20 protein-coding genes and 1 tRNA gene are annotated in these 23,452 nt (G+C 69.9%); 7 read left to right on the top strand and 14 right to left on the bottom strand.

All coding sequences use genetic code 11. From position 1 onward, the window contains the following. Window positions 1-13: 13 nt before the first annotated feature. The gene (locus AS96_RS08765; protein WP_036288501.1) at window positions 14-1,345 is read right to left on the bottom strand and encodes a phosphotransferase; all 1,332 of its coding nucleotides are present in this window, start codon (window positions 1,343-1,345) and stop codon (window positions 14-16) included. A 65-nt stretch (window positions 1,346-1,410) separates the two neighbouring features. Between AS96_RS08765 and nudC the strand changes: the two genes are divergently transcribed. Then, a complete protein-coding gene (nudC, locus tag AS96_RS08760) occupies window positions 1,411-2,343 on the top strand; it encodes an NAD(+) diphosphatase (RefSeq protein ID WP_036288499.1) in 933 nt (310 codons plus the stop codon). Next, window positions 2,340-4,055 carry an ATP-dependent helicase gene (locus AS96_RS08755; protein ID WP_036288496.1) on the top strand — a complete coding sequence of 572 codons (1,716 nt, stop codon included), beginning with the start codon at window positions 2,340-2,342 and terminating at the stop codon, window positions 4,053-4,055. The genes nudC and AS96_RS08755 overlap by 4 nt, the downstream gene beginning before the upstream one ends. An 830-nt stretch (window positions 4,056-4,885) precedes the next feature. Here the strand turns inward: AS96_RS08755 and AS96_RS08750 are convergent. Next, the gene (locus tag AS96_RS08750) at window positions 4,886-6,295 is read right to left on the bottom strand and encodes a zinc-dependent metalloprotease (RefSeq protein ID WP_036288493.1); all 1,410 of its coding nucleotides are present in this window, start codon (window positions 6,293-6,295) and stop codon (window positions 4,886-4,888) included. A 135-nt stretch (window positions 6,296-6,430) separates the two neighbouring features. Here AS96_RS08750 and AS96_RS08745 point away from each other — a divergent pair, with 135 nt between their 5' ends. Continuing rightward, window positions 6,431-7,549 (top strand): YlbL family protein, encoded by a 1,119-nt coding sequence (locus AS96_RS08745; RefSeq protein WP_036288490.1) that lies wholly within the window; start codon window positions 6,431-6,433, stop codon window positions 7,547-7,549. 63 nt (window positions 7,550-7,612) lie between these two features. Beyond that, the gene (locus tag AS96_RS08740; RefSeq protein ID WP_036288487.1) at window positions 7,613-10,525 is read left to right on the top strand and encodes a UPF0182 family membrane protein; all 2,913 of its coding nucleotides are present in this window, start codon (window positions 7,613-7,615) and stop codon (window positions 10,523-10,525) included. 84 nt (window positions 10,526-10,609) lie between these two features. Here AS96_RS08740 and AS96_RS08735 read toward each other — a convergent pair whose 3' ends face one another. Genes AS96_RS08735 through idi form a run of 7 tightly spaced genes read right to left on the bottom strand, consistent with a single transcriptional unit; the run spans window position 10,610 to window position 16,236 of the window. Continuing rightward, a complete protein-coding gene (locus AS96_RS08735; protein ID WP_036288483.1) occupies window positions 10,610-11,482 on the bottom strand; it encodes a prenyltransferase in 873 nt (290 codons plus the stop codon). Continuing rightward, on the bottom strand, window positions 11,479-11,823 hold the full coding sequence (locus tag AS96_RS08730) for a lycopene cyclase domain-containing protein (protein ID WP_036288481.1): 345 nt from the start codon (window positions 11,821-11,823) through the stop codon (window positions 11,479-11,481). Before AS96_RS08730 ends, AS96_RS08735 begins: the two co-directional genes overlap by 4 nt. Next, entirely contained in the window at window positions 11,820-12,179 is a 360-nt protein-coding gene (locus AS96_RS08725) for a lycopene cyclase domain-containing protein (RefSeq protein ID WP_036288549.1), read from the bottom strand. Before AS96_RS08725 ends, AS96_RS08730 begins: the two co-directional genes overlap by 4 nt. A 1-nt stretch (window position 12,180) precedes the next feature. Then, window positions 12,181-13,776, bottom strand: a complete 1,596-nt coding sequence (gene crtI, locus AS96_RS08720) for a phytoene desaturase family protein (RefSeq protein WP_036288478.1) — start codon at window positions 13,774-13,776, stop codon at window positions 12,181-12,183. Continuing rightward, entirely contained in the window at window positions 13,773-14,627 is an 855-nt protein-coding gene (locus tag AS96_RS08715) for a phytoene/squalene synthase family protein (protein WP_036288475.1), read from the bottom strand. Before AS96_RS08715 ends, crtI begins: the two co-directional genes overlap by 4 nt. Next, window positions 14,624-15,691 carry a polyprenyl synthetase family protein gene (locus tag AS96_RS08710; RefSeq protein ID WP_036288472.1) on the bottom strand — a complete coding sequence of 356 codons (1,068 nt, stop codon included), beginning with the start codon at window positions 15,689-15,691 and terminating at the stop codon, window positions 14,624-14,626. Before AS96_RS08710 ends, AS96_RS08715 begins: the two co-directional genes overlap by 4 nt. Further along, window positions 15,688-16,236, bottom strand: a complete 549-nt coding sequence (gene idi, locus AS96_RS08705; RefSeq protein ID WP_036288470.1) for an isopentenyl-diphosphate Delta-isomerase — start codon at window positions 16,234-16,236, stop codon at window positions 15,688-15,690. The genes AS96_RS08710 and idi overlap by 4 nt, the downstream gene beginning before the upstream one ends. 72 nt (window positions 16,237-16,308) lie before the next feature. Between idi and AS96_RS08700 the strand changes: the two genes are divergently transcribed. Continuing rightward, window positions 16,309-16,776 (top strand): MarR family winged helix-turn-helix transcriptional regulator, encoded by a 468-nt coding sequence (locus AS96_RS08700; protein ID WP_036288547.1) that lies wholly within the window; start codon window positions 16,309-16,311, stop codon window positions 16,774-16,776. Between the two features lie 81 nt (window positions 16,777-16,857). On the opposite strand, the gene AS96_RS08695 is transcribed toward AS96_RS08700, so the two are convergent. Beyond that, window positions 16,858-16,934 (bottom strand) — tRNA-Met (locus AS96_RS08695). Window positions 16,935-17,065: 131 nt separating this feature from the next. Here AS96_RS08695 and AS96_RS08690 point away from each other — a divergent pair. Beyond that, window positions 17,066-17,869 (top strand): carbon-nitrogen hydrolase family protein, encoded by an 804-nt coding sequence (locus tag AS96_RS08690; protein WP_036288467.1) that lies wholly within the window; start codon window positions 17,066-17,068, stop codon window positions 17,867-17,869. On the opposite strand, the gene AS96_RS08685 is transcribed toward AS96_RS08690, so the two are convergent. Next, on the bottom strand, window positions 17,850-19,067 hold the full coding sequence (locus tag AS96_RS08685; protein WP_036288465.1) for an aminotransferase class I/II-fold pyridoxal phosphate-dependent enzyme: 1,218 nt from the start codon (window positions 19,065-19,067) through the stop codon (window positions 17,850-17,852). The genes AS96_RS08690 and AS96_RS08685 overlap by 20 nt on opposite strands. Before the next feature lie 100 nt (window positions 19,068-19,167). Here AS96_RS08685 and AS96_RS08680 point away from each other — a divergent pair, with 100 nt between their 5' ends. Continuing rightward, window positions 19,168-20,748, top strand: coding sequence for a trypsin-like peptidase domain-containing protein (locus tag AS96_RS08680; protein ID WP_036288462.1), 1,581 nt, complete (start codon window positions 19,168-19,170; stop codon window positions 20,746-20,748). Between the two features lie 96 nt (window positions 20,749-20,844). Here AS96_RS08680 and AS96_RS08675 read toward each other — a convergent pair whose 3' ends face one another. Genes AS96_RS08675 through AS96_RS08665 form a run of 3 tightly spaced genes read right to left on the bottom strand, consistent with a single transcriptional unit; the run spans window position 20,845 to window position 23,377 of the window. Further along, entirely contained in the window at window positions 20,845-22,134 is a 1,290-nt protein-coding gene (locus tag AS96_RS08675) for a maltokinase N-terminal cap-like domain-containing protein (protein WP_036288459.1), read from the bottom strand. Between the two features lie 22 nt (window positions 22,135-22,156). Continuing rightward, complete coding sequence (locus tag AS96_RS08670) at window positions 22,157-22,396, bottom strand: hypothetical protein (RefSeq protein ID WP_051498812.1); 240 nt, start codon at window positions 22,394-22,396, stop codon at window positions 22,157-22,159. A gap of 48 nt (window positions 22,397-22,444) precedes the next feature. Beyond that, window positions 22,445-23,377 carry a hypothetical protein gene (locus tag AS96_RS08665; RefSeq protein WP_051498811.1) on the bottom strand — a complete coding sequence of 311 codons (933 nt, stop codon included), beginning with the start codon at window positions 23,375-23,377 and terminating at the stop codon, window positions 22,445-22,447. Window positions 23,378-23,452 lie beyond the last annotated feature (75 nt).

The raw sequence follows: 23,452 nt of genomic DNA, 5'->3' as shown, positions 1-23,452 counted from the left end.
CGCGCGCCGGGTGTCAGGCCGTGCCGGTCCAGCGGCGCAGAGCGTTGCGCGCGGCAGTGTCGCGGTCGATGTCGTCGGCCGAGGGCTCGCCGGGGGCGTCCTGCGTGGCTGCCTCGCCCTGACCGGTAGCGGCCGCGGGTGCGGAGCCATCGTGAACAGGGATGTCGGAGGTGTGCACCGGAACGCGCGTGGCTGACGCGTGTGCAGGCTGCGCCCACTCGGACATCTCGATCGCGACGGTGTCGAGGCGGCTGGTCTCGACCATGCCGGTCGCATTCTCGTCGGCGAGGAAGGTGGCGAGGGTCTCGGGGTCGAAGCTGTCGGTCTGCATCGAGGTGTCGGCGGCCTCGCCCGCACCGGCAGGGACACGCTGGGTCGCCGCAAGCGCCTGATCGAGCGTGACATCGTCGCGCGCCCGTACCGGTTCGTCGCGAACGTTGGCGTCGAGCGACTCCAACAGTGCCACGGCGTCGCGCACGACGTCCTGCTGCCCGGCTTCGTGACCGTGCACCAGCCACTTCGCGAACTCCAGCTCGGCATGCAGCCGGGCGCGCTCGGCGAGGAGGGCGTCGGGTGCGCGGTGCGAACGGTGCGCGTACTCGTCGAGCACGTCGGCCTGAGCAGCCGGGGCCGACGCCGTCCAGCGCACGTCGATCGCCGGATCGCCGACGCCGAGTGCGCCCCAGCTCAGAAGACCGGTGACGGCGGGTGTGCCCTCGGCGTCGTCCTCGAAGACGAAGGATGCCGGGTCGACGCCGCCCAGAACGACGGTCGTCTCGAAGCGCCACAGCGGATCGGATCCGATGGCGGTGCTCCAGCGTCGCAGCAGCCCGAAGGGCAGCAGGCCCGTCGACTCCGCCCGATCGAGGAGGCGCTCGGCCTCGTCGCGCACCTGCGCGGAGGTCCGCATGGGCAGTCCCGCGTCACGGATCACGGTCACCGGAAGATCGTGGACCGCCGCGATCGCGGCGGCCAGAGCGGTGGCGACGCCCCGGCCCGCGGGCACGTGGGCCGCATCGACCCGATAGCCCGGCAACAGCGTCTGGACGAGGGCGCTGCGGCCGTCGACCGTCGTCTGGCCCAGAACATCGGGGGCGCCGAACGGCAGCACACCCCGCACGCCGGCGGTCAGCGAGGTCAGCGCACGGGCCTCGGACAGCAGATCCTGCTCGGCCTGGTCGTTGACGGGCACACGCACCACGACCCGTCGGCCGTCGTCGAGCGTGGCGATCGCGCTGTCGTAGCGGCCGGAGACGCCCTCGGTCAGCGGCGCCACACCGACCACCGCGACGCGGGGAAGGGCCGACGTGACCGACGCGGCTAGAGTGAGTGGTGAGCGTGCCATGCCCCCAGGGTAGGTGTGCCGCGCCCCGTCCCCGTGTGCGCCACGCCCGTCGAGGAAGGTCCCGGATGTCGCCATCGGCTGAGCCGCCTGTTCCCGTGCGTCCTCCCGCGCTTGCGCGCGGCGGCATCGACCGCTGCGCCGAGGAGCGCGACGCACCGGACCTGCTCGCGCGTCTTCGCGCCGAGAGGTCGACGCGGGTGGTCGCCGTGCACGGCGATCGCGCCCCGCTCGACGGCGACGGGACGCTGCGCACCGTGCCCGTCGAGAGCATTCGTGACGGGGTGTCGTGGGCATTCCTCGGACGCGACGGCGCAGGCGCCGCGGTGCTGCTCGCGGCATCCGGTGCCGACCATGACGTTCCCCTGAGCGCGCATCCCGGCGACGGGTGGGCAGCGTTGCGCGCGATCGGCGGCGAGATGTCGGCCACGGACGCCGGGTTGCTCGTCGAGGCGGTCGCCCTCGGGCGTTGGCTGGTCGAGGCGCCCTTCTGCTCCCACTGCGGTGCGCGCACCGAGGAGCGCGCGGGTGGGTGGGCGCGTCACTGTCCGGTGTGCGGGCGCGAGCACTTTCCGCGCACCGACCCCGCCGTCATCGTCGCCGTGATCTCTCCGGACGGCTCGTCGCTGCTGCTGGGCAAGAACGCGCTGTGGGCGGATCGCAATCTCTACTCGACGTTCGCGGGCTTCGTCGAGGCGGGGGAGTCGCTGGAATCGGCGATCGTCCGCGAGGTGCAGGAGGAAGCCGGCGTGCTCGTCGAGGCGCTGCAGTACCGGGGGTCTCAGTCCTGGCCCTACCCTCGATCACTCATGCTCGGCTTCCATGCGACGGCGGCGGACATGTCCGCGGCCCGCGCCGACGGCGAGGAGATCGTCGACGTGCGGTGGTTCTCGCGCGAGGAGATCCGTGCGGCGCTGCGCGGCGACGGCGACATCCTGCTTCCCGGCACGACGTCCATCGCGCACCGGCTGATCGCCGACTGGGCGGGGGACCCGGCGTGAGCGGACGTGCGCTTGAGGGCCTCGACGACGAGCAGCGGGTCGCGGCGGCGATGCTGCGTGGACCGGTCTGCGTGCTCGCGGGAGCCGGCACCGGCAAGACACGCGTGATCACCCACCGCATCGCCCACGGGGTCGACACCGGCGCCTACTCTCCATCGCGGGTGATGGCGGTGACCTTCACGGCGAAGGCGGCGGGGGAGATGCGCGGGCGTCTGCGGGCGCTCGGCGTCGAAGGGGTCGCGGCGCGCACGTTTCACGCGACCGCGCTGGCGCAACTGAACTTCTTCTGGCCGCAGCTCGCCCGCGATACGGCGCCGTCGATCATCGACAACAAGGTGCGTGTGCTCGGGCAGGCCGCCGACAGCCTCGGCCTCCGTCTGGACGGCACCACCCTGCGCGACGTCGCCAGCCGCATCGAGTGGCGGAAGGTCGCGATGCGAACGATCGATCAGGATGCCGCTGCACACCCCGAGGGCCTCGGCAACACTCTGGATGCGCAGGCGCTGGCGGATCTGCAGCGGCGCTACGAGAAGGTCAAGGACGAACGGCGTCAACTGGACTTCGAAGACGTGCTGCTGGCGTGCGCCGGGATGCTGGAATCGGAGCCGCGGGTCGCAGCCGCGGTGCATGAGCAGTATCGCCATCTGACGGTCGATGAGTTCCAAGACGTCTCGCCCGTGCAGCACCGCCTGCTGGAGCTCTGGCTCGGGGATCGGCGCGATATCTGCGTCGTCGGCGACGCGAGCCAGACCATCTACTCGTTCGCCGGGGCCGACCCGCGCTACCTGCTCGCGTTCCCCGACCGCTACGAGGAGGCCACCGTGGTGCGCCTCGAACGCAACTATCGCTCCGACCCGGCGATTCTCGGGGTCGCGAATGCGCTCATGCGCGGCCGACCGGGCGCCCTCGCGCTGCGTTCGGATCGTTCAGCCGGCCCCGTCCCGTCGGTCACCGCCTATGACGACGATCAGGCGGAGGCCGAAGGTGTGGCGACGGCGGTGGCCGCCCAGCTCGCGTCGGGCATCGAGCCGAACGAGATCGCCGTGCTGTATCGAGCCAACGCGCAATCGGCGCCCGTGCTCTCGGCCCTGGCCGCGCGCGGAATCGCCGCGACCGTTCTCGGCGGCAAGCGGTTCTTCGATCTGCCCGAAGTGCGTCAGGCGGTCTCGCTGCTGCGGGGCGCCTCCGTCGCGCCCACCCCGAACGGTCTGGTCGCGGCGGTGCGCGACGTGCTGCGCTCGGTCGGCCTGACCGATGATCCGCCTCCGGCCGGCGGAGCGCTGCGTGACGCCTGGGAGGCACGCGCCGCCGTCCTGCGTCTGGCCGAGCAGGCGCCGGAGGGCACCACTTTGCGGGCATTCACCGACGAGCTGATGGTGCGCGGACGCGGTCAGCATGAGCCCACTCTGCGCACCGTGACACTCGCCACGCTGCATGCGGCCAAAGGCCTGGAATGGGATCACGTCCATCTCCTCGGCCTCGCGGAAGGACTCCTGCCGATCTCCTACGCCACCGGTTTCGACGAGATCGACGAGGAACGACGACTCGCGTACGTCGGCGTCACGCGGGCTGCGCGTACCCTCTCGATGAGCTGGTCGCAACGGTCGGGATCGCGCTCACGTCAGCGCTCCCGCTTCCTTCAGGAGATCGGCACAGGCACTGTGCGTGCGGCCGGTGCGCATGCCACGTCCGCCGGACGTGGGCGAGGCTGAGCCCGACCGACATGCTCGTATGCGCCTTCCCGGGGCGCTCCGTGGGCGCGTCCAGGGCGTCGCGCAGGAGCCGGCCGGTGAGGACTCCGGCTTCGATCAGCAGACCGGGATCCGTGCGCACCGGATCACGACCGAGTAACTGGGCCGCGATGAGCGGCCACTGCGGGTCCTCGGCGGTGCGGCGTGCGTGCTCGCACGCGGTGCACGCCGTCGCACCGGGGATGACCACGGGTCCGACGCGCACGCGGTCACCGGCGAGCTCGATGGGGATGTGGGTGACGTCGGCGCGCATGAGCCGCGCGGCGCGGCGCGGGTCCATGAGCCGGTCGGCGACGACGATCACCGGCACCCCGCGCTGCGGCGCGTCGACGGCCCAGGTGCTGATCGAGACGCGCGCCAGGCCTGCGGCGTCCCACCCTGCCAACAGCGCTTCACGCTCGGCGCTCGTCAGCGACTCGGGCACCTCCACCCGCACGGCACGCGGGGTCGGTGGTTCTCGGATGAGGGCCTGCTCGATTCGTCCCGTGAACTCCGCGGCCTCCGCGGCCGTGGCCCCGAAGCTGCGTGCCAGAGGTCCCAGTCCCGCATCGGCCACGCCGTCGGCAAGGGCGTCGAGGAGGCGCTCCTGCCAAGGGAGCACGCCGTCGACGCGGATCGCCGGATCCGTGCCGAGCTGGAGACTCGAGGGCGTGCGCCACAGCGGCGGGGACGAAGCGGCCAAGCGGAGCATGTCCCGATTCTGAGGCGAGACGGGCCCCCGTGCCGCGACTTTCCACAGCCGCGACACGTGCGGGTGTCCAGACCCGTGAGGGGGAGGAGGCCTCGTCGGATCACACCGGGCGCGGATCCTCCGGACCGTCGTCGTCGGAGGCTTGCGCGCCGGGTTCGCCGGTGGCGTGCTCCGCCTCCTCGGCCGCTTCGGCCAGCAGTGCGTCCAGCGCCTCGTCGAGGGCGTCCCGTTCGGGGTCCTCGCCGCGCTCGTGGGCCACCAGACGCGCCACGAGCGCCTGCGGGTCGTCGATGTCACTCGCCCCCGGCATGAGGTCGGGGTAGTCCCAGAGTCGGTCGCGGGCCTCGATGCCCACGGCATCCGTCACGGCGCGCCACATCGCCGCCGCTTCGCGCAGTCGTCGCGGGCGCAGCTCCAACCCGACGAGGGAGGCCATCGCCTGCTCGGCGGGACCGCCCACGGCTCGCCGGCGACGCACGGCCTCGGCGATCTTCGCCGCGGCGGGAAGGCGCGAGGTCGCGTCGGCGGTCACGACATCCACCCAGCCTTCGATGGTCGCCAGGAGGTTCTCGAGCCGAACAAGCGCGGCATCCTGCGCGGGCGTGCGTTGGGGAAGCAGCGCCCCGGACTCGAGGGCGGAGCGCAGCTCCTCCGGTGAGGACGGGTCGAAGCGCGACGCGAGGTCTTCGAGGGCGGTGGTGTCGACGTGGATGCCGCGGGCGAACTCGGTCACCTGGGTGATCACGTGCAGCCGCAGCCATCGGGCGTGGCGGAAGAGGCGAGCGTGCGCGAGCTCACGGGTTCCGAGATACAGCGCGAGCTGGTCGTCGGTCACGTCCAGGTCACGGGCGAAGTCGGCGAAGTTCTGCGGCAGGATCGCCGCGACGCCGTCGGGCATGACGGGAATGCCGACATCGCCGCCGGACACCACCTCCTGCGACAGGCGTCCGATGACGCCGCCGAGCTGAGCGGCGAACAGCGAACCGCCCACGCGTCGCATGAACGTGCCCGCTCCGGCGACGAGCTGTCGCATCTCCTCCGGGGTCTGCTCGTCGATCGCCGCCGTCAGCGCCCCCGCGATCGAGTCGGCGACGGGCTCGGCGAGCTCCTGCCAGACCGGAAGCGTCGTCTCGACCCACTGTCCGCGGGTCATGGCCTGCGCCGGGGCCGCAAGGTCCGAGATCGTCGTGGCCTCGCTCAGCCAGAGGGTTGCGAGGGCGAAGGCCTGATCGAAGTCGTGGCGAGCGCCCGTCGTGATACCGAGCCCGTCCTTGTTCGCCAGGTGCAGAGCCTGCGTCTTCGCCGCGCTCCAGTCGATGCCGTCATCGCTGCCGGTGGCGAAGGCGTGCTGCATCTGCGCCATCATCTGCTGCAGCATGGCGGGATCCACGCCCATGCGCGAGAGGTTCTCGAGCTGTTCGGGGTCAAGGCCTGCGCCTCCACCACCGAGCAGGTTCCGCAGCAGTTCTTGGAAGTCGTCTTCGGGGCGGTCGGGAGTCTCATCAGCCATATCAGGCGCCTTTCAGCAGGCGGATACCGTCGCGTTCTACGCTAATGGCTGGACTTCCCCGCACGGCCGCCTCGGCCCGCCACGGAGGATGTCCCGTGTACGCCGATCGCGAACGATCGGCCGGGAGGATCTGCTGTGGCACTGTTCGACGAGGGCACGACCGTCGTGCCCTCTCGCCGCCGTCCGGTGTCCCGCCCCCTGCGCGTCGGAGTCTGGGCTCTCGCTGTCGCCCTCGTGGCGTTGCTGACGCTCACACTGCTGCCGAGCACCTACGTCATTCAGCGTCCGGGCCCCGTCTTCAACACGCTGGGGTCGGCCCCGGACTCCTCGGGCGCCGATGTGCCGCTGATCACCGTGAAAGGCGCGCCGACCTTCCCCACCTCCGGTGCACTGGACCTGCTGACGGTGCAGGTCGTCGGCAATCGCGAACGCACCCCGTCGTGGTTCGAGCTCGCCCTCGCCTGGTTCGACCCCGCGAAGGCGGTGCTGCCGCTGGACGACGTCTTCCCGCAGGGGCAGACGACGCAGCAGCGCAACCAGGAGAGCGCGGTGATGATGGTCGACTCGCAGAAGGAGGCGACGGCTGCCGCTCTCACGCAGCTCGGCTACGACGTCAAGCCGATGGTGGAGGTTTACGCACTCACCGACGACTCCGCAGCGCAAGGCATCCTGCAGAAGGGTGACGTCATCCGCAGCGCGAACGGTCAGGCGATCACCGAGACCGATCAACTGCGCACCATCATCAACGCCGGTGCGGGCGCTCCCGTGCGACTCGCGATCGAGCGCTCCGGCGCGAGCGAGAACGTCGAGGTGACCCCCAAGCAGGCGACCGTCGACGGCAAGAGCACGTGGCTCGTCGGCATCTCGACGATGCACGACTACGACTTCCCGATCGACGTCACCCTCCAGCTCAACAACGTCGGCGGGCCCAGCGCCGGCATGATGTTCGCCCTGGGGATCATCGACACGCTCAGCGATGGGAACCTCAACGGCGGCGCGCAGGTCGCCGGCACCGGGACGATCGACGCCGCCGGCACCGTCGGGCCGATCGGTGGCATCCGCCAGAAGATGTACGGCGCGGTCGGCGCCGGAGCGACGTACTTCCTCGCCCCCAGAGATAACTGCGACGAAGTGGTCGGTCACGTTCCGTCCGGTCTTCGCGTCTTCTCGGTCGCCACGCTCAAGGACTCGCTGCAGGTGTTGTCGACGATCCGCGACAAGGGCGACCTCGACGCGCTGCCGACCTGCCGCTGAGCTCACGGCATCCTGGAAGGTTGGTCGGCGTCCCGCCAGAATCACCCCACCTAGGATGGTGGTGTGACCACGACCTCAGCGCCGAATCAGGCCACGCCGAACCCCGTCCGTCGCGCGATTGCCATCACGCTCGCGGTCATCGCGGTCGTCGTGGTGGGCTTCTTCGTCTTCGCGAGCCTCTACGCCGATTGGCTCTGGTACGACCAGCTCGGGTTCTCGAGCGTGCTGTGGACGCAGTGGACGGCGCGCGTGATCATGTTCGTCGTCGGCTTCCTGGCGATGGCGGTGCCCGTGTTCATCGCGATCCAGCTCGCCTACCGACTGCGTCCGGTCTATGCCCGGCTGACGTCTCAGCTCGATCACTACCAGGAGGTCGTGGAGCCGCTGCGTCGCCTGGCGATGTGGGGAATCCCGGTGTTCTTCGGGTTCTTCGCGGGCTTCGCCGCCTCGGCGCAGTGGGAGACGGTCTGGCTGTGGTTCAATCGCGTCGATACCGGCGACCTGGACCCGCAGTTCCAGATGGACACCGGGTTCTACATGTTCTCGCTGCCATTCTTCAGTTCGGTCCTCGGGTTCGCTTCTGCCGTGCTGCTCGTCTCGCTGCTGCTGTCGGCGCTCGTGGCGTATCTGTACGGGTCGGTGCGCATCGGGCAGCGCGAGCTGCGCATCTCGAAGGCCGCGCGCATCCAGCTCGCCGTCCTCGCCGGCCTCTACCTGCTCGTGCAGGGCGTGAGCATCTGGCTCGACCGCTACAAGACGCTGACGCAGCAGAGCGATCGCATCACCGGCGCCAGCTACGTCGACGACCACGCGGTCATCCCCGGCCTCACGATCATCGCCATCGCGGCCGCGATCGTCGCCGTTCTCTTCTTCGTGACGGCGATCATCGGCCGGTGGCGGTTCCCGCTGATCGGTGTGGGCCTTCTCGTCGTTTCGGCGCTGGTCGTCGGCGTTGCGTATCCGTGGGTCGTGACCAACCTGCAGGTGCGTCCCAACCAGGAGACCCTGGAGAGCACGTACTACCAGCGCAACATCGACGCCACGAAGAAGGCGTACGGCATCGACGGCCTGACCAAGAGCGACTTCCAGGCGGTCACGAACGTCGCCCCCGGCCAGCTGCGCTCCGACGCCCAGACGACGGCGTCGATCCGCATCATGGACCCCGCCATCATCTCGCCCACGGTGCGCCAGATCGAGCAGTACCGCGCGTACTACCAGTTCACCAACCCGCTCGACGTCGATCGCTATCAGATCGACGGCAAGTCGCAGGACACCGTCGTCTCGGTGCGCGAGTTGAACATGGCCCAGCTCGGACAGGCCGCCTCCTGGTACAACTCGACGCTCGTCTACACCCACGGTTACGGCATGGTCGCGGCCAAGGGCAATGAGCGCACGGCCGACGGCAATCCCGTCTTCATCGAGCGCGGCATCCCGACCACCGGCGCACTCACCACGAGCGAGAAGTACGAGCCGCGCATCTACTTCGGCGAGAACTCGCCGCCGTACTCGATCGTGGGCGCTCCGGAGGGCACCCCCGACATCGAGCTGGACTACCCTCGCGGCACGGGCGATGCGGCGCAGACGAAGACGACCTTCGAAGGAAACGGAGGGCCGAACGTCGGCAACCCCTTCAACCGTCTGATCTACTCGCTGAAGTTCCAGTCGACCGACATCCTGCTTTCCGACGGCATCAACGCGGACTCGCAGATCCTCTACGACCGCGATCCGATCGACCGCGTCAACAAGGTCGCGCCGTATCTCGAGCTCGACAACGACCCGTACCCGTCGGTCGTCGACGGACGCATCGTCTGGATCGTGGACGGTTACACGCTGAGCGCGAACTACCCGTACTCGTCGATCGTGAGCCTGCGCGACGCGATCAGCGACACGACGAACACGACGCCGCGCGTGGCCCTCGACGACGTCAACTACATTCGCAACTCCGTCAAGGCCACCGTCGACGCGTATGACGGCAAGGTGACCCTGTACGCGTGGGATGACACCGATCCGCTGCTGAAGGCGTGGCAGAAGATCTACCCGTCGACGGTCAAGCCGCTGTCGGACATGAGCGCCGACCTCATGAGCCACGTGCGCTACCCGACCGACCTGTTCAAGGTGCAGCGCGCCATGCTCGGCACCTACCACGTGGACGATGCAGGGTCGTTCTACCAGCGTGACAACGCTTGGAAGACCCCCAACGATCCGACGCAGAAGAACCCGGTGCTGCAGCCGCCGTACTACCTGACGATGAAGATGCCGGGACAGGATGCCGCGAGCTACTCCATGTTCACGACGTTCATCCCGGGCGGTGACGACACCCGCAACGTGCTCATGGGGTACCTGTCGGTGGACTCGGATGCCGGGGCCACGGCGGGCGTGAAGAGTCCGAACTACGGCAAGCTGCGCATGCTGGAGATCAACGCCGAGACGCCGGTGCCCGGACCCGGACAGGTGCAGAACACGTTCGACGCCGATCCGAGCGTGTCTGCGTTCATCAACATTCTGAAACAGGGACAGTCGGATGTCATCAACGGCAACCTCTTGACGTTGCCGGTCGGCGGGGGACTGCTCTACGTCCAGCCGGTGTTCGTGCAGTCGTCCGGCTCGACGAAGCTTCCGACGCTGCAGAAGGTGCTCGTGGCCTTCGGTAACCAGGTCGCCTTCGAGAGCACGCTCCAAGATGCGCTCGACAAACTGTTCGGTGGCGACTCGGGCGCGAGCGCCGGGGACGGCGACGTCACCCCGTCGGCGACGCCGAGCCCCTCTGCGACCGCCGGCTCGGGGTCCGGCTCGGGTGCGACCGGCGGCGGCACCGGGACCAGCGTCGAGTTCCAGGCGGCGCTCAAGGACGCGCAGCAGGCGATGCTGGATCGGCAGAGCGCCCTGACGCAGGGCGACTGGACGAAGTACGGCGAAGCGGACGCACGGCTGACGGCGGCGCTGCAGAAGCTGATCCAGCTGGAGGGTCAGGGCTGAGTTCGCACGCAGGAGCGAAGGGCCGGGGGCGTGATGCCTCCGGCCCTTCTGCGTGGTCGCGTGAGGATGCGCGCGCCGGGGTCGTCAGCGGCCGAGCGCGTACCAGATCAGCAGCAGCGTGACCGCGAAGCCCGTGAACTGATTGAGCCAGAGGAAGCGATCCCACCCGCGTGTGGCGCGCTCGGCATCCTCATCGGCAACGTTGCGGTACGGCCACACGGTGACGATGTAGGGCAGCGCGAGCACCGCTGCCAGCGGGCCCGGCCATGCGGCGCCGAGCATCATGACGCCCGCGGCGGCGTAGCCGGCGATCGCGAGACGGACGGTGGCGCGGGCGCCGAAGACCGTCGCGATGGACGAGATGTCGGCCTCTCGATCCGCCACGACGTCCTGCACGGCCCCGAAAGCGTGTGAGGCGATGCCCCAGAGGGCGAAGGCGACGATCACGGCGCTCAGCTGCCACGTCCACGTCGCGCCGGCGAGCACCAACCCGTACACGGCGGGGGAGAAGAAGTGGATGCTGCTGGTCATCGAGTCCGCGACGGGACGTTCTTTCAGACGAAGCGGCGGCGCGGAGTAGAAGACGACGAAGAAGAGGCTGATCGCGAGCACCAGCCAGGAGATGGGTGTGCCGACCAGTACGAGGTAGACGACGAACGGCAGGCACGACAGAGCGGCCGCCCAGAGCGTGGTGGCGTGCAGGCGACGCTCGAGCACGGCGCCGTGGGCGCCACCCTTGCGGGGGTTGCGCAGATCGGACTCGTAGTCGAAGACATCGTTGATCCCGTACATCGCCAGGTTGTAGGGGATCAGGAAGAAGACGGTGCCGACGATGAGGGTCGCATCGATCCTTCCGGTCGTGAGGACGGTGGCCGCCGCGAAGGGGTAGGCCGTGTTGATCCAGCTGACGGGTCGAGACGAGAGGAGGAGCTGGCGTGCGATGGCGGTCGCGGTCATCGTGCGGGCTCCGTCTCGGTGTCGGTCGGGGCGGGAGGGACGCGTCGACGCGGGCGGAGAAGCTCAGCGATGGCCGGGACGGCGAAGGCGGCCACGATCGGGTAGGACAGGTCTTCGATGGGTGCCAGGCCCACACGGATGCCGCTGATGAGCGCGTCGGGGTAGGTGAACAGGCCCGCCGCGATCATCGCGTTGTCGAAGATCACGGTGAGTGCGACGAGGATCACGGCCGTCACGACGCTTGCCGTCAGCCGCCTGCGCAGTGCCGGACGGCGAGCCGTCGCGGCGAACGCGAGCAGCCCGAGGACGGCGAACGGCGCGACGATCAGGGCGTACGTCATAGCGCCTTCCGCACCCGCCCGCCCCGTGCGGTCAGCACCCGGAGCACGGCAGCGTGGACGACCAGCGCCAGATAGCACAGGAAGGCGAGGAAGACCGGTTCTTCGATCGGAAGGTGCGGGGCCAGGTCGATCCCCAGAAGATAGGGGCTGTCGCCCTTGACGAACACACCGGTGGCGATGCCGACGGCATCCCAGGCGAGGAAGAACACGGTCCCGACGAGGACCGCGGCGATGGCGCGCCCCCTCGTCGGACCGACGTGCCCGGGCGCCGACCACAGCACGAGTCGCAAGCGCGCATCCAGCACGATGATCCCTCCCAGCGACACCAGGAGGATGAGCAGATAGGCGCCGGGCATCTCAGGCGTCGTCTCGGCCGGGGCCGACGCCCCGTCCTGCCCCGACACCGCTCGGTTCTGGCAGGCGGGCCGCGCCGTCGTCGCCGCGAAGCCGTTTGACCACCAGTTCGGCGGAGATCAGGCACATCGGAAGGCCGATGCCCGGCAGCACCGACGTGCCGGCGTAGAACAGTCCGCCGACCTTTCGCGATGCGTTGCGAGGTCGGAAGACGGCGCTCTGAGCAAGAGTGTGCGCGAGCCCCAGAGCACCGCCACGCCACGCCCCCAGATCGGCTTCGAAGTCGGCCGGCGCGATCGTGCGTCGCACGCGGATGCGGGCCGCGAGGTCCGGGATGCCGGTCCATGCGGCGATCTGGGCGATGACGCGATCCGCGGCTTCCTCGATCAGGGGCGCTCCTGTTCCGCCGATCCCACCGCGCCCGAGCGACGGGTCGGCGGGCATCGGAACGAGCACGAACAGGTTCTCGCTGCCGACCGGTGCCACCGTCGGGTCGGTGGCCGACGGGCGGCACACGTAGAGCGAGGCGGGGTCGGGGATCCGCGTGTCACGGCCGAACACGTCGCCGAAGTTCTTCTGCCAGTCGCGGGCGAACAGCAGCGTGTGGTGAGCCAGCTCCGGCAGTTCGCCCTCGACGCCGAGCAGCAGCAGGAGGGCGCCCGGGCCCGGATTGCGCCGTCGCCACCACCGTTGCGGGTAGGTCTGCAACGACGCGGGCAGCATCGTCGTCTCGGTCGCGTGCAGGTCCGCCGAGGAGACGACGATGTCGGCCTCGTGCACCGTTCCGTCGGCCAGGCGGATGCCGATCGCGCGCGCGTCCTGAGTGAGGATCTCCGCCACCGGCGACGACGTGTGCATCGTGGCGCCCTGGGCCTCGGCGACACGGGCGACCGCCGCGATGACCTCCGTGAAGCCGCCCTGTGGGTAGAGGACCCCTTCGTCCAGATCGAGGTGGCTCATGAGGTGATACAGGCTCGGTGCGTCGAAGGGTGACGACCCGAGGAAGACCGCCGGATAGCCCAGGATCTGGCGCAGGACGGGATCGGAGAAGCGGCGTGCGACGTGATCGTGGAGCGAGCGGGTGAGCAGGGGGGCGAGGCGGGGGAGCTGGCCGGCGACGGCCGGGGATCGCAGACCCTTCGTGGAGGCGTAGGTGTCATAGAGGAACCGCGACACGGCGAGGTCGTACGCATCGTGGGCCGAATCGAGGTACTCGTCGAGACGTGCTCCGGCGCCCGGCTCGCGGCTCTCGAAGAGCTCCCGCGCCTGCGCGCGACCGGACACCACGTCGATCGGATCGCTGGGTGCGGCGCCGTCGGGCTCGGGATAGACGCGATAGGCGGGGGTCAACGGCACGAGATCGAGCTGCTCGGCCGCTGTGGTGCCGCACAGGCGGAAGAAGTGATCGAAGACCTCGGGCATGAGATACCAGCTCGGTCCCGTATCGAAGCGGAAGCCGTCGCGCTCCCACGACCCCGCTCGACCGCCCAGCTCGGGGGAGGCCTCGTGGAGGTCGACTCTCCAGCCGTCGCGCGCGAGCAGGGCGGCGGTGGCGAGCCCTGAGATGCCTCCGCCGATGACGAGGGCCGTGCGGCTCATGCGGTGCTCCGTTTCGGGGGGCGGCCGGCGAGGGCACGGGCCGCGATGGTTGCTTTGACGGGGGTGGGCACGGAGACGCGCGCGGTCTCGTCGTCATCGCGCAGGCGGCGGGAGAGCTCCGCGAACAGGCCGTGTGCGGTGGTCACCGCGCGCCGGCAGTCGGCGGGCAGGTCGGCGATCGCCCGCGCGGCGGCATCCAGGTCGGCGTCGATGCGGTCGAGGACGGTGATCCGGTCCCGGTGTCCGTCCTGGAGGCCGAGGTAGTCACGGCCCAGTCGGTTCTCGTCGTCCGCGCGGTCGCGGAGGAAGTTGACGTCCTGGAAGGCGGCGCCGAGGCGGCGGGCGCCCTCGACCAGCGTCGGGTCGGGGCTCAGCGGCGTGCTGCGACCGGCGTTGACGAAGATCTGCAGGCACATCAGACCGACCACCTCCGCCGACCCGTACACGTAGGCGTCGTGCGAGGCGTCATCATGCTGCGTGCGCGTGAGGTCGGTGCGCATGGAGGCGAAGAAGGGGCGGATGAGATCATGACCGATCCCGCATTCGCGCGCCGCCAACGCGAACGCGTGAACGATGAGGTTGGTGCTGAAGCCGCGCGCGACCGCCGCCAGCGTCTCGGCTTCGAGCTCGTCCAGCAGCAGCCGCTGGGTGGGCGCCGGCAGGCCGGTCGCCTCGGCCGCGCCGTCGACGACCTCGTCCGCGACCCGCACGAGTGCGTAGACGCTGCGCACATGCGTGCGCACGCGCGGGCCGAGCAGGCGGCATGCCAGCGCGAACGACGTCGAGTAGGCCGTGATCACGGTCGCGGCCGCATCCTGCGCGCACCGGTCGTACAGGGATCCACCGCTCACGGGATGCGCCCCTCGATCGTGTTCGCGACTTCGGCCAGCAGTGCGACGGCGGCAGGCGGCAGCGACGGCGACGCGGCCCGCGAGCGCGCTCGGCTGAGGCGGTCGTGAATGAGGGCGACCAGGTCGTCGCGTGCGCCGCTGGCCTCGAGTTCGCGCTGTGCGCGCCGCACGGCGATCGGACCCGTATGCGCGACGGCGAGAGCCGAGCTGACCCGCGGCCAGGCGGCGGTGTCGCGCGCGAGCGCGATGAGAGGAGTGCGCTTGGCTTCGCGAAGGTCGGCCCCCGGGTCGCGGCCGGCCTGACGACGTGAGCCGAACGTCCCGATGAGGTCGTCGACCAGTTGGAAGGCGAGCCCGAGGTCGGCCGCGGCGAGCGAGAGCTGCGCGCGGGCGGCATCGGTCGCACCGGCCATCACCGCTCCGGCCAGCAGCGGTGCTTCGAACGAGTAGGCGGCCGTCTTGTCGTGCGCGGCGCCGAGCAGCGCGTCGGTTTCGGGATAGTCCGCGCGGGCAGCGTGCTCGACGTCGGCGAGCTCGCCGGATGCCGAGACGAGGATCGCGTCGTCGATGATCTGAAGCAGGGCGACGCGTGTCGGAGCATCCACGGAGGCGCACGCGACCAGTCGGCTCGCCTCGAACAGCAGGAGATCGCCGGCGAGCACGGCCGCGGCGTCGCCGACGGTCGCCGCCTGGTCGCCCGACGCTCCGAAGGCTTGCGCGCGAGTGCGGAAGCGACCCGCGACGTTCGGGATGCCGCGTCGCTCCAGATCGCGATCGATGAGGTCGTCGTGCACGACGAAGGCGGTGTGCAGCAGCTCGAGGGCGACGGCGACGTCCCAGACGGCCGCATCGGCGGCGTCGGACGACCCGCCGAACGCGCGGTACGCCGCGACGACGAGCGCCGGCCGCAGGCGCTTGCCGTCGGCGGTGGCCGCGGCGGTAGCGGCTGCCAGCGCCCGGGCGCCATCGCCGAGGGGCGCGGCCCGCCGTTCGAGCCGCTCGAGGGCGCCATCGATCGCCGCGTCGATCCTTCGCCGCGCGTCGTCGTCGAGGAGCGTGATCACGAGGCTCTCCGAACGGTCGCTTCCTCGAAGACGCCGAGCTGTTCGGCCTGAAGCACCAGCCACGGGCTGAAAGCCCAGGGGGTCGCCCGCAGCGAGACGGCGAGATCGGACGGATCGACCCAACGGGCCTCGGCGACCTCGAGCGGGTTCAGTCGCGGTTCGTCGTCGACGAGAGCGGTGTAGACCGGGCAGATCTCATGCTCGACGATGCCGCTCGCATCGACCGCGCGGTAGCGGAAGAGCGGCAGGGCGATCTGCACGTCGCGCAGGGCGACACCGAGCTCCTGCTCCGCGCGGCGGTGCACTGCGTCGATCACCGGCTCTGCCGGTCGCGGGTGTCCGCAGAAGGAGTTGCTCCACACGCCCGGCCAGGTCTTCTTGTCGAGCGCTCTGCGTGTGACCAGGGTTTCGCCGCGCGAGTTGTACACGTGGCAGGAGAATGCGAGGTGAAGTGCGGTGTCGGTGCCGTGGACGCTCGCCTTGGGCGCAGTGCCGATCTCATCCCCGTTGTCGTCGAGCAGGACCACGTATTCTGTCGGGGACACGATCTTCTCCTTATTGCTAGTTTAGCTAGCGATTTTAAGGGATACTACCTTTCGAGTGAGGGGGTGTCCAGCGTGACAGACCGATGGATCCCGACGACAGACCGCGACCAGCTCGTGCGCGACGCGCTCGTCGCCGTGCGCTCGTTCAGCGATTCTATGGACCGCATGCACGGCGTGCTGCGCAGCGACATGGACATGAACGGATCCGATCTGGCGGCGCTGCGCATGCTGATCGTGCGAGAGCAGCGGGGTGAGTGGGTGTCGCCCCATGAGATCGCGAGACACCTCGCGATCTCGACGGCCTCGACGACGAAGCTTCTCGATCGCCTCGCCGAGCGGGGACACATCGAACGCCGTCCTCACCCGGCCGATCGGCGCGCCCGCATCGTCGTGCTCACCGACCGCGCCCGGAGCGAGTTCTATCGCCATCTCGGCGCGCGCATGGCGAAGATGCGCGATGTCATGGACGCCTACAGCGATGACGAGCTGCGTGCGATCGCCCGCTTCCTCGACGACATGGACGACGCGATGGTCGACTGAGTCGCGCGTCGGGCTCAGAAACGAAGAAGGCGTCCCGATCGGGACGCCTTCTTCGTTGACCGGATGACACATCCGATCGATTGGTTGCGGGGACAGGATTTGAACCTGCGACCTCTGGGTTATGAGCCCAGCGAGCTACCGAGCTGCTCCACCCCGCGGCACAAGGAATAGCCTAACACGGGTTTCGCGTGCCGGAGTACACGGGCGGGTACGGCCGGTCATTGCTCCCGACGCGGTGGTCGGGGAGGATGGGACGAACGCCCGGCCGCCCTCCGAGAGGACACCACCGATGAGAACGGATGCCGTGGGTGTCGCCGTCGCCCAGTTCGCGCCCACGGCGGACAAAGCCGACAACCTCCGCGTCATCGACGAGCTGAGCGGCGTGGCCGCCGCTCGTGGCGCCGCGGTGGTGCTCTTCCCCGAGTACGCGAGCTACTTCGTCGATCCGTTCGATGCGACGCTCGCTGCCAACGCGGAGGACCTGGACGGAGCATTCGTCGCAGGGCTGACGGAGATCGCGGCACATCGCGGTGTCGTGGTGGTCGCAGGCCTCGTCGAACGCGGCGCGGCCGACCGCGTGCGAAACACGGTGGTTGCCGTGGACGCTGCGGGAGTGCGGGCCGTCTCGCGCAAGCTTCACCTCTACGACGCATTCGGACAGCGAGAGTCCGATTGGGTCGAACCGGCACCTGTCAGCGCTCCCGAGACCTTCGACGTGGGCGGTCTGACGATGGCGCTCATGACCTGCTACGACCTGCGCTTTCCGGAGGTGGGGCGCGTGCTCGCCGACGCGGGCGCCCACGTGATCCTGGTGGCTGCGGAGTGGGTCAGGGGACCGCTGAAGGAGCACCACTGGCGGACGCTTCTGCACGCGCGTGCCATTGAGAACACCCTGTATGTCGCCGGCGCCGATCACCCGCCGCCGCTGGGCGTGGGCGCTTCGGTGGTCGTGGACCCTCAGGGCGTCGAGATCGCCGGGATCGGAACGGCGACGGATGTCGCGGTCGGTTTTGCGGATGCCGGCACCATCGACCGTGTCCGGCGCGTCAACCCGGCGCTGCAGTTGCGGCGGTTCAGGGTCGAGCCGCGCTGATCAGCGCCAGTCGGCGGCTTGCCTCGGCGATGACGTCCATCCGTTTGCAGGCAGCGAAGCGCACCAGCGTGGCATAGTCGGGGCGGTGTTCGGGAGCGACGAACGCCGTGAGCGGAATTGCCACGACACCCGCGCGTGCCGGCAGCTCGCGGCAGAACTGGGCCGCGTCGATTCCCGGTTCCATCAGCGCCGCGGCATCCGCCACCGTGAAGTACGAACCGGCTGGCGTCGACACCGTGAACCCAGCGGCGTTCAGCCCTTCGGCGAGTCGGTCGCGTTTTGCCCGCAGCGTGGCCGCGATACCGGCGAACACGGCGTCGGGAAGCCCGAGCCCGACGGCGACGGCGTCCTGGAACGGCGTCGTACTGACGTAGGTGAGGAACTGCTTGACCGCCAGGACGGCGTCGATCAGGTCGGCGGGACCGGTGATCCACCCGATCTTCCATCCCGTGGTAGAGAACGTCTTGCCCGCGGAGGAGATCGACAGGGTGCGCTCTGCGGCTGCGGGATCTGTCGCGATCGGAACATGGGCGCCGTCGAAGACGAGGTGTTCGTACACCTCGTCCGTGACGATGAGAGCGTCGTGATGCTCTGCCAGCCGGACGATCTCGGCGCGCACGTCCGCGGAGAAGACGGCGCCGGTCGGATTGTGTGGATCGTTCACCAGGATGATCCGCGTGCGGTCGGTCACGGCGGCCGCAAGGAGGTCGAGGTCGGGCTGGAAGTCGGGCCATCGCAGCGGCACGGTGACCAGTCGCGCGCCGGTCAGCGCCACGATGGCCGCGTACGCGTCGTAGTAGGGCTCGAAGACGACGACCTCGTCCGCAGGGGAATCGATCAGCGCCAGCAATGTGGCGGCCAGCGCCTCGGTCGCTCCCGCGGTCGTCACGACCTCGCGGTCGGGATCAACGGTGAGCCCGTAGAAGCGCGCCTGATGCGCGGCGATCGCTTGGAGCAGGGCGGGGACGCCGCGACCAGGCGCGTATTGATTGCGTCCGTTCGCGATGGCCGCGCGGGCCGCCTCCAGAACCACGGCGGGGCCGTCCTCGTCGGGGAAACCCTGGCCGAGGTTGATCGCCCCCGATTGTGCGGCCAGCGCACTCATCTCCGCGAAGATCGTCGGGGCGGCGACTCCCGATGCGGACAGTAGTCCCGCGCCCTGTGCCGTGCGGCGCCACGTGCCGGGAATCTCTCGCATCGCGCTCAGGCTACATGCATAGGCTGGGCGAGGTGCGGGCATAAGCAACACACAGAATCGCGCGACATCCTGGTCAGGTCTTGGGAAGAAGGAAGCACACATGAGCGAGAACACCCCCACCAACAGCGAACCGCAGGATGACGCCGCGCAGGGCATCGATGCCGCGCAGCAGCGTGAGACCGCGCCGGAGCGTCCGCCGCTGCCCGAGCAGTCGGCCACGCACGCGGCTCAGAATTCGCCGGCAGGCGCCGCGGCCTCCGCGCCCGCCGGTACGCCGGAGCCGGGCACCGGCTACGCCGCGCAGGCGCCGTACACGGCCCCGACCCCACCGACGGCTCATACGCCGCGCCCGCAGGCGCCCCACGCGTCCTACCCGGCCCCGTCGTACGGCAGCCCGGCCTTCGGTACCTCGGCGTTCGGCACTCAGGCCACGGCCGTCTACCCGGCTGCGACGAACGCAACGGAGCACGCGCCGTCGGCGAAGCTCGGCGCGGGCAAGATCGTCGGCATCATGGTCGCGGCGGCGCTCGTCGGCGGTGCGGCCGGAATCGGGGGAGCCGCGGCGGGGGCGTCGTTCTTCCCGCAGTCGCAGACCGTGGTCAGCGGAGCACCCTCGACGGTGACGGTGAACAACACGGCCTCGGTCAATCAGACGACGGCGATCGCCGCGAAGGTCGTCCCGAGCGTGGTCACGATCTCGGCGACCGCGGGCTCTTCGGGCGGCACCGGGTCCGGGGTGGTTCTCACCTCCGACGGCTACGTCGTGACGAACACGCATGTCGTGACGCTCGACGGTCAGACCGCCGACGCGAAGCTGTCGGTCACCGCATCGAACGGCAAGGTGTACGCGGCGACCATCGTCGGCACCGACCCGACCTACGACCTCGCGGTGATCAAGCTCACTGATGCATCGGGGCTGACTCCGATCGAGTTCGGCGACTCGTCCAAGCTCAACGTCGGCGACGCGACGGTCGCCGTCGGAGCTCCGTTGGGCCTGTCGAACACGGTGACCACGGGGATCGTCAGCGCTCTCAACCGCTCGATCCAGATCGCCTCGTCGGCCGCGCCGAAGGGTGACTCGCAGGATCAGACCCCCCAGCAGGGTGACGGCAACGGCTCGCCGTTCCAATTCGACTTCGGCCAGGGGCAACAGCAGTCGACCGCGCAGAGCTCCATCTCCATCGCCGTGATCCAGACGGATGCCGCGATCAACCCCGGCAACTCCGGTGGCGCGCTCGTCGACGGCGAAGGCAAGCTGATCGGCATCAATGTCGCCATCGCCTCTGCTGGCGGCTCGAGGTCCAGCGGTCAGTCCGGGTCGATCGGTGTGGGCTTCTCGATCGAGTCCGACATCGTCAAGCGCATCACCGACGATCTGATCAAGAACGGCACCGCCACGCATGGTCTGCTGGGGGCAGGTGTCCGTGACGCCGCCACCCAGGAGGGCGCCACGACCGCCGGAGCCTACATCGCGGACGTGACTTCGGGCGGTGCCGCTGCTGCGGCGGGTCTGAAGAAGGGCGACGTCGTGACGTCGTTCAACGGAGTGCCGATCACCGATGCCACCGACCTGACGGCGCAGGTGCGGGCGCTCGCTGCGGGATCGAAGGCGACGATCGTCTACGACCGCGGAGGAAAGACGAGTTCCGCCGAGGTCACGCTCGGCCAGCTCCAGCAGTAGCGTCGCTCCCCGCCCGCGGCAGCCGGGCGCCACCGAAGGCCACCGTGCGAGTTCCTCTCACGGTGGCCTTCGTCGTCGCGCGAGAGCGGAGTGGAGTCAGTCTGCGAGCAGACGCTCGATCGCCGAGAGCGGGATCGCGAGCCAGGCGGGCCGATGCCTGGCCTCGTAGATGGCCTCGTAGACCGCTTTGTCGAGTTCGAGTGCGTTGAGCAGGATCTGGGCGGTCGCGCCTCCGGTGTCGGAGTATCCGTCGAGAAAGGCGGTACGTGCCGAGCGGGCCCAGGCGTCGGCGGCCCCGTCGACAGCGCCGTCGTGCTGCTGGGGCGCGCGCTGCAGTCGCAGCGATCCCGCGACGTAGTCGAACGAGCGCAGCATGCCGGCGATGTCGCGCAAGGCGAGATCCGGTGCGCGTCGCTCGGCGATCGGTCGCATCGGTTCCCCCTCGAAGTCGAGCAGCATCCAGCCCCGCGTCGGCGAATGCAGGACCTGGCCGAGGTGGTAGTCGCCATGCACTCGCTGCAGGGCGGGCCAGGAGGAGGCCTCGGCGGCGGCGTAGATCCGGTCGATTGCCGCCGCGTGGGCGGCGAGCGCAGGCACTTCCACCGCCGCGATGGCACGTCGTCGCCGCCACGCCGCGCTGATGGCGCGCCGGGCGACCCCGTCCGCGCGCGGGGTGGGGAACAGGCGGGCGAGATCTCGATGGACCGCGGCGGTGACCTGACCGAGGGAGGCGGCTTCGGCGGTGAAGTCGGTGTTGACGGCCGCCGCGGCCAGCGCCACCCGCCAGGCGTCATCGACGTCGGGCAGGAACTCCTGCGCGAATGCCAGCGATCCCCGCTCTGAACCGCCGCCCGGCGCCATCGTCCAGCGGCCGTCGAGATGGCCCACGACGGGGGGAACGTGGCGGCTGCCGGCGGCTGCGAGGGCGGACTGGAGTTCGATGTCCGGGTTGATGCCCGGATGCAGGCGGCGGAACACCTTGCAGATCGTCGGCGCGGCGTCGCGTGGACGGTAGATGATCGAGGTGTTCGACTGCTCGCCGACCAGCACCTGCGACGGACCGTCCAGATCGCTGCGACCCAGTTCGGCGAGCAACGCCGAGGCGAATGCGTGATCGTGCGGTCCGTCGATCAACGCACGACCCTCGTGGACCGCGATCGTCCACGGCTCCGTGACATCGGCGGGACGGGTCACGAGCGGAACCTGATAGACGATGGCGTTCTCGTCGTCGCCGTCGGCGACGATCAGGACCTGAACGGCCGCATCCGGGTCGCCGGTCGTCAGCTCGCGTTCGTCGAGAATCCGCAGGCGGGGTGAGCGTCCGGTCGGCGAGTACCACCGCTGCTGCGGCATCCACACAGCCAGGTGCCCCAGCGTCGTCTGCATGCGTCGAGGCTAGTCAGGGTGGTCACGGGCTGTCGAGGTCGCCGGTCTGATCGTTGCCGTCGCGGTCGGCCTCCGTCGAGGGCGATGACGTCGTGAGAAAGGTCTCGAGCGGAACCGAGATCGCGACGCCAGCAGCGCCGAACACACCGAGATCGTCGAACGGCGGCGGCAGCACTTCTGCCGGCTGCGGCTGTTCCCGCGGGTCTGCGGGCAGCCCGCCCCACTCGGACGGATCCTCGGGCCGACTCTGGAAGATACCCATGCGCCCATTGTGCGCGATGCGGCTGCGACGAGCGCTCGCCGCGCGGGATCACCCGGGTTCGCGGTCCCCGTCATCCGGTGTGAGGGGCCGACCGGACGTGCGCGCGCCGCGCCGCGGAACGAGACCGGCGACGGCCGTCACGGCCGATCGCCCGCGGTCGCCGATAGTGCTGCCGGTGCGCCGGACGAAGCCGAACGCGGTGCTCTCGAGACGTGTCGCGCCCGGCCGTGGCTCGAGTTCGGCGGGGTACTGCGGCGGCGCTCCTCCGAAGGCGCGCCGGGATCCGACCGCGACGCGTCGCCCGAGCAGGTGATTGCCGGTGCCGCCCACGGCGGCACCGATACCGAAGGGGAGAGCCTTGCCGATGACGGATGCGCCGCCCTTGGCGGCGAACTGGCGGATGAAGGCCGACTTCAGCCTGTCCACGAGAGGGCCCACGGCGGCGCGAGGCAGCGACTTCGTGATCAGTTCGCCCCAGTACGTGGGGCGGGGCGTCCCCGTCCCGGCGAGCTGTCGCCCGAACTGCGCGACGAGATCGACACCCTCCTTGCCGAGCATGAGCGTCAGCACGAGGGCGCGCGCCCGGTCGGGGTTCTCGACGCGGATGCCGTGCAGCTCCGCCAACGACTGCGCGAACAGCGCGGTCGCTTCGAGGAAGCCCACCGTCTCGACGCCGGACAGCGCGAGGGTCATGCCGGTGCCGATGCCGGGCACCACGGCGGTGGCCCCCACGGCTGCGCCGCCGGTGGTCACGGCCGCCAGGTAGCGGCGTTCGAGCATCCGCACGATGTCGCTGGTCGCTGCCTCGGGGTGGCGCAGGCGGATGCTGCGCAGGTGCGCGATGACGGCGGGGCGCTGCACCTGAAGAACCCGGTCCAGGGCACGGATGGTCCGAGGGTGCTCGGAGGACCCTTCCGGCGGCAGGCCTCCGGCCCACGGCGCGTCATCGGGGAGCGAATGGATGCGGGGGATCTGGACCATGTCGGCACGATCCTATGGACGGCCCCTGGAGAGCGGCTGAGCGTTGACGTGCGGGTGTGGACGATCGGGGCGATC

This window comes from Microbacterium sp. MRS-1, from assembly GCF_000585455.1.
GTDB classification, from domain to species: Bacteria; Actinomycetota; Actinomycetes; order Actinomycetales; family Microbacteriaceae; genus Microbacterium; species Microbacterium laevaniformans.
Note: the sequence above shows the minus strand (reverse complement) of the source record. Positions and strands in the feature narration are given on the sequence as shown.

Bases quoted from the DNA above. Each gene is read 5' to 3' on its own strand.
- AS96_RS08680 (WP_036288462.1), top strand. From the start codon at position 19,168: ATGAGCGAGAACACCCCCACCAACAGCGAACCGCAGGATGACGCCGCG.
- AS96_RS08725 (WP_036288549.1), bottom strand. From the start codon at position 12,179: ATGCCCGGCGCCTATCTGCTCATCCTCCTGGTGTCGCTGGGAGGGATC.
- AS96_RS08750 (WP_036288493.1), bottom strand. From the start codon at position 6,295: ATGGCTGATGAGACTCCCGACCGCCCCGAAGACGACTTCCAAGAACTG.
- AS96_RS08735 (WP_036288483.1), bottom strand. From the start codon at position 11,482: ATGACCGCGACCGCCATCGCACGCCAGCTCCTCCTCTCGTCTCGACCC.
- AS96_RS08675 (WP_036288459.1), bottom strand. From the start codon at position 22,134: ATGCAGACGACGCTGGGGCACCTGGCTGTGTGGATGCCGCAGCAGCGG.
- AS96_RS08670 (WP_051498812.1), bottom strand. From the start codon at position 22,396: ATGGGTATCTTCCAGAGTCGGCCCGAGGATCCGTCCGAGTGGGGCGGG.
- AS96_RS08665 (WP_051498811.1), bottom strand. From the start codon at position 23,377: ATGGTCCAGATCCCCCGCATCCATTCGCTCCCCGATGACGCGCCGTGG.
- nudC (WP_036288499.1), top strand. From the start codon at position 1,411: ATGTCGCCATCGGCTGAGCCGCCTGTTCCCGTGCGTCCTCCCGCGCTT.
- AS96_RS08730 (WP_036288481.1), bottom strand. From the start codon at position 11,823: ATGACGTACGCCCTGATCGTCGCGCCGTTCGCCGTCCTCGGGCTGCTC.
- crtI (WP_036288478.1), bottom strand. From the start codon at position 13,776: ATGAGCCGCACGGCCCTCGTCATCGGCGGAGGCATCTCAGGGCTCGCC.
- AS96_RS08685 (WP_036288465.1), bottom strand. From the start codon at position 19,067: ATGCGAGAGATTCCCGGCACGTGGCGCCGCACGGCACAGGGCGCGGGA.
- AS96_RS08765 (WP_036288501.1), bottom strand. From the start codon at position 1,345: ATGGCACGCTCACCACTCACTCTAGCCGCGTCGGTCACGTCGGCCCTT.
- AS96_RS08690 (WP_036288467.1), top strand. From the start codon at position 17,066: ATGAGAACGGATGCCGTGGGTGTCGCCGTCGCCCAGTTCGCGCCCACG.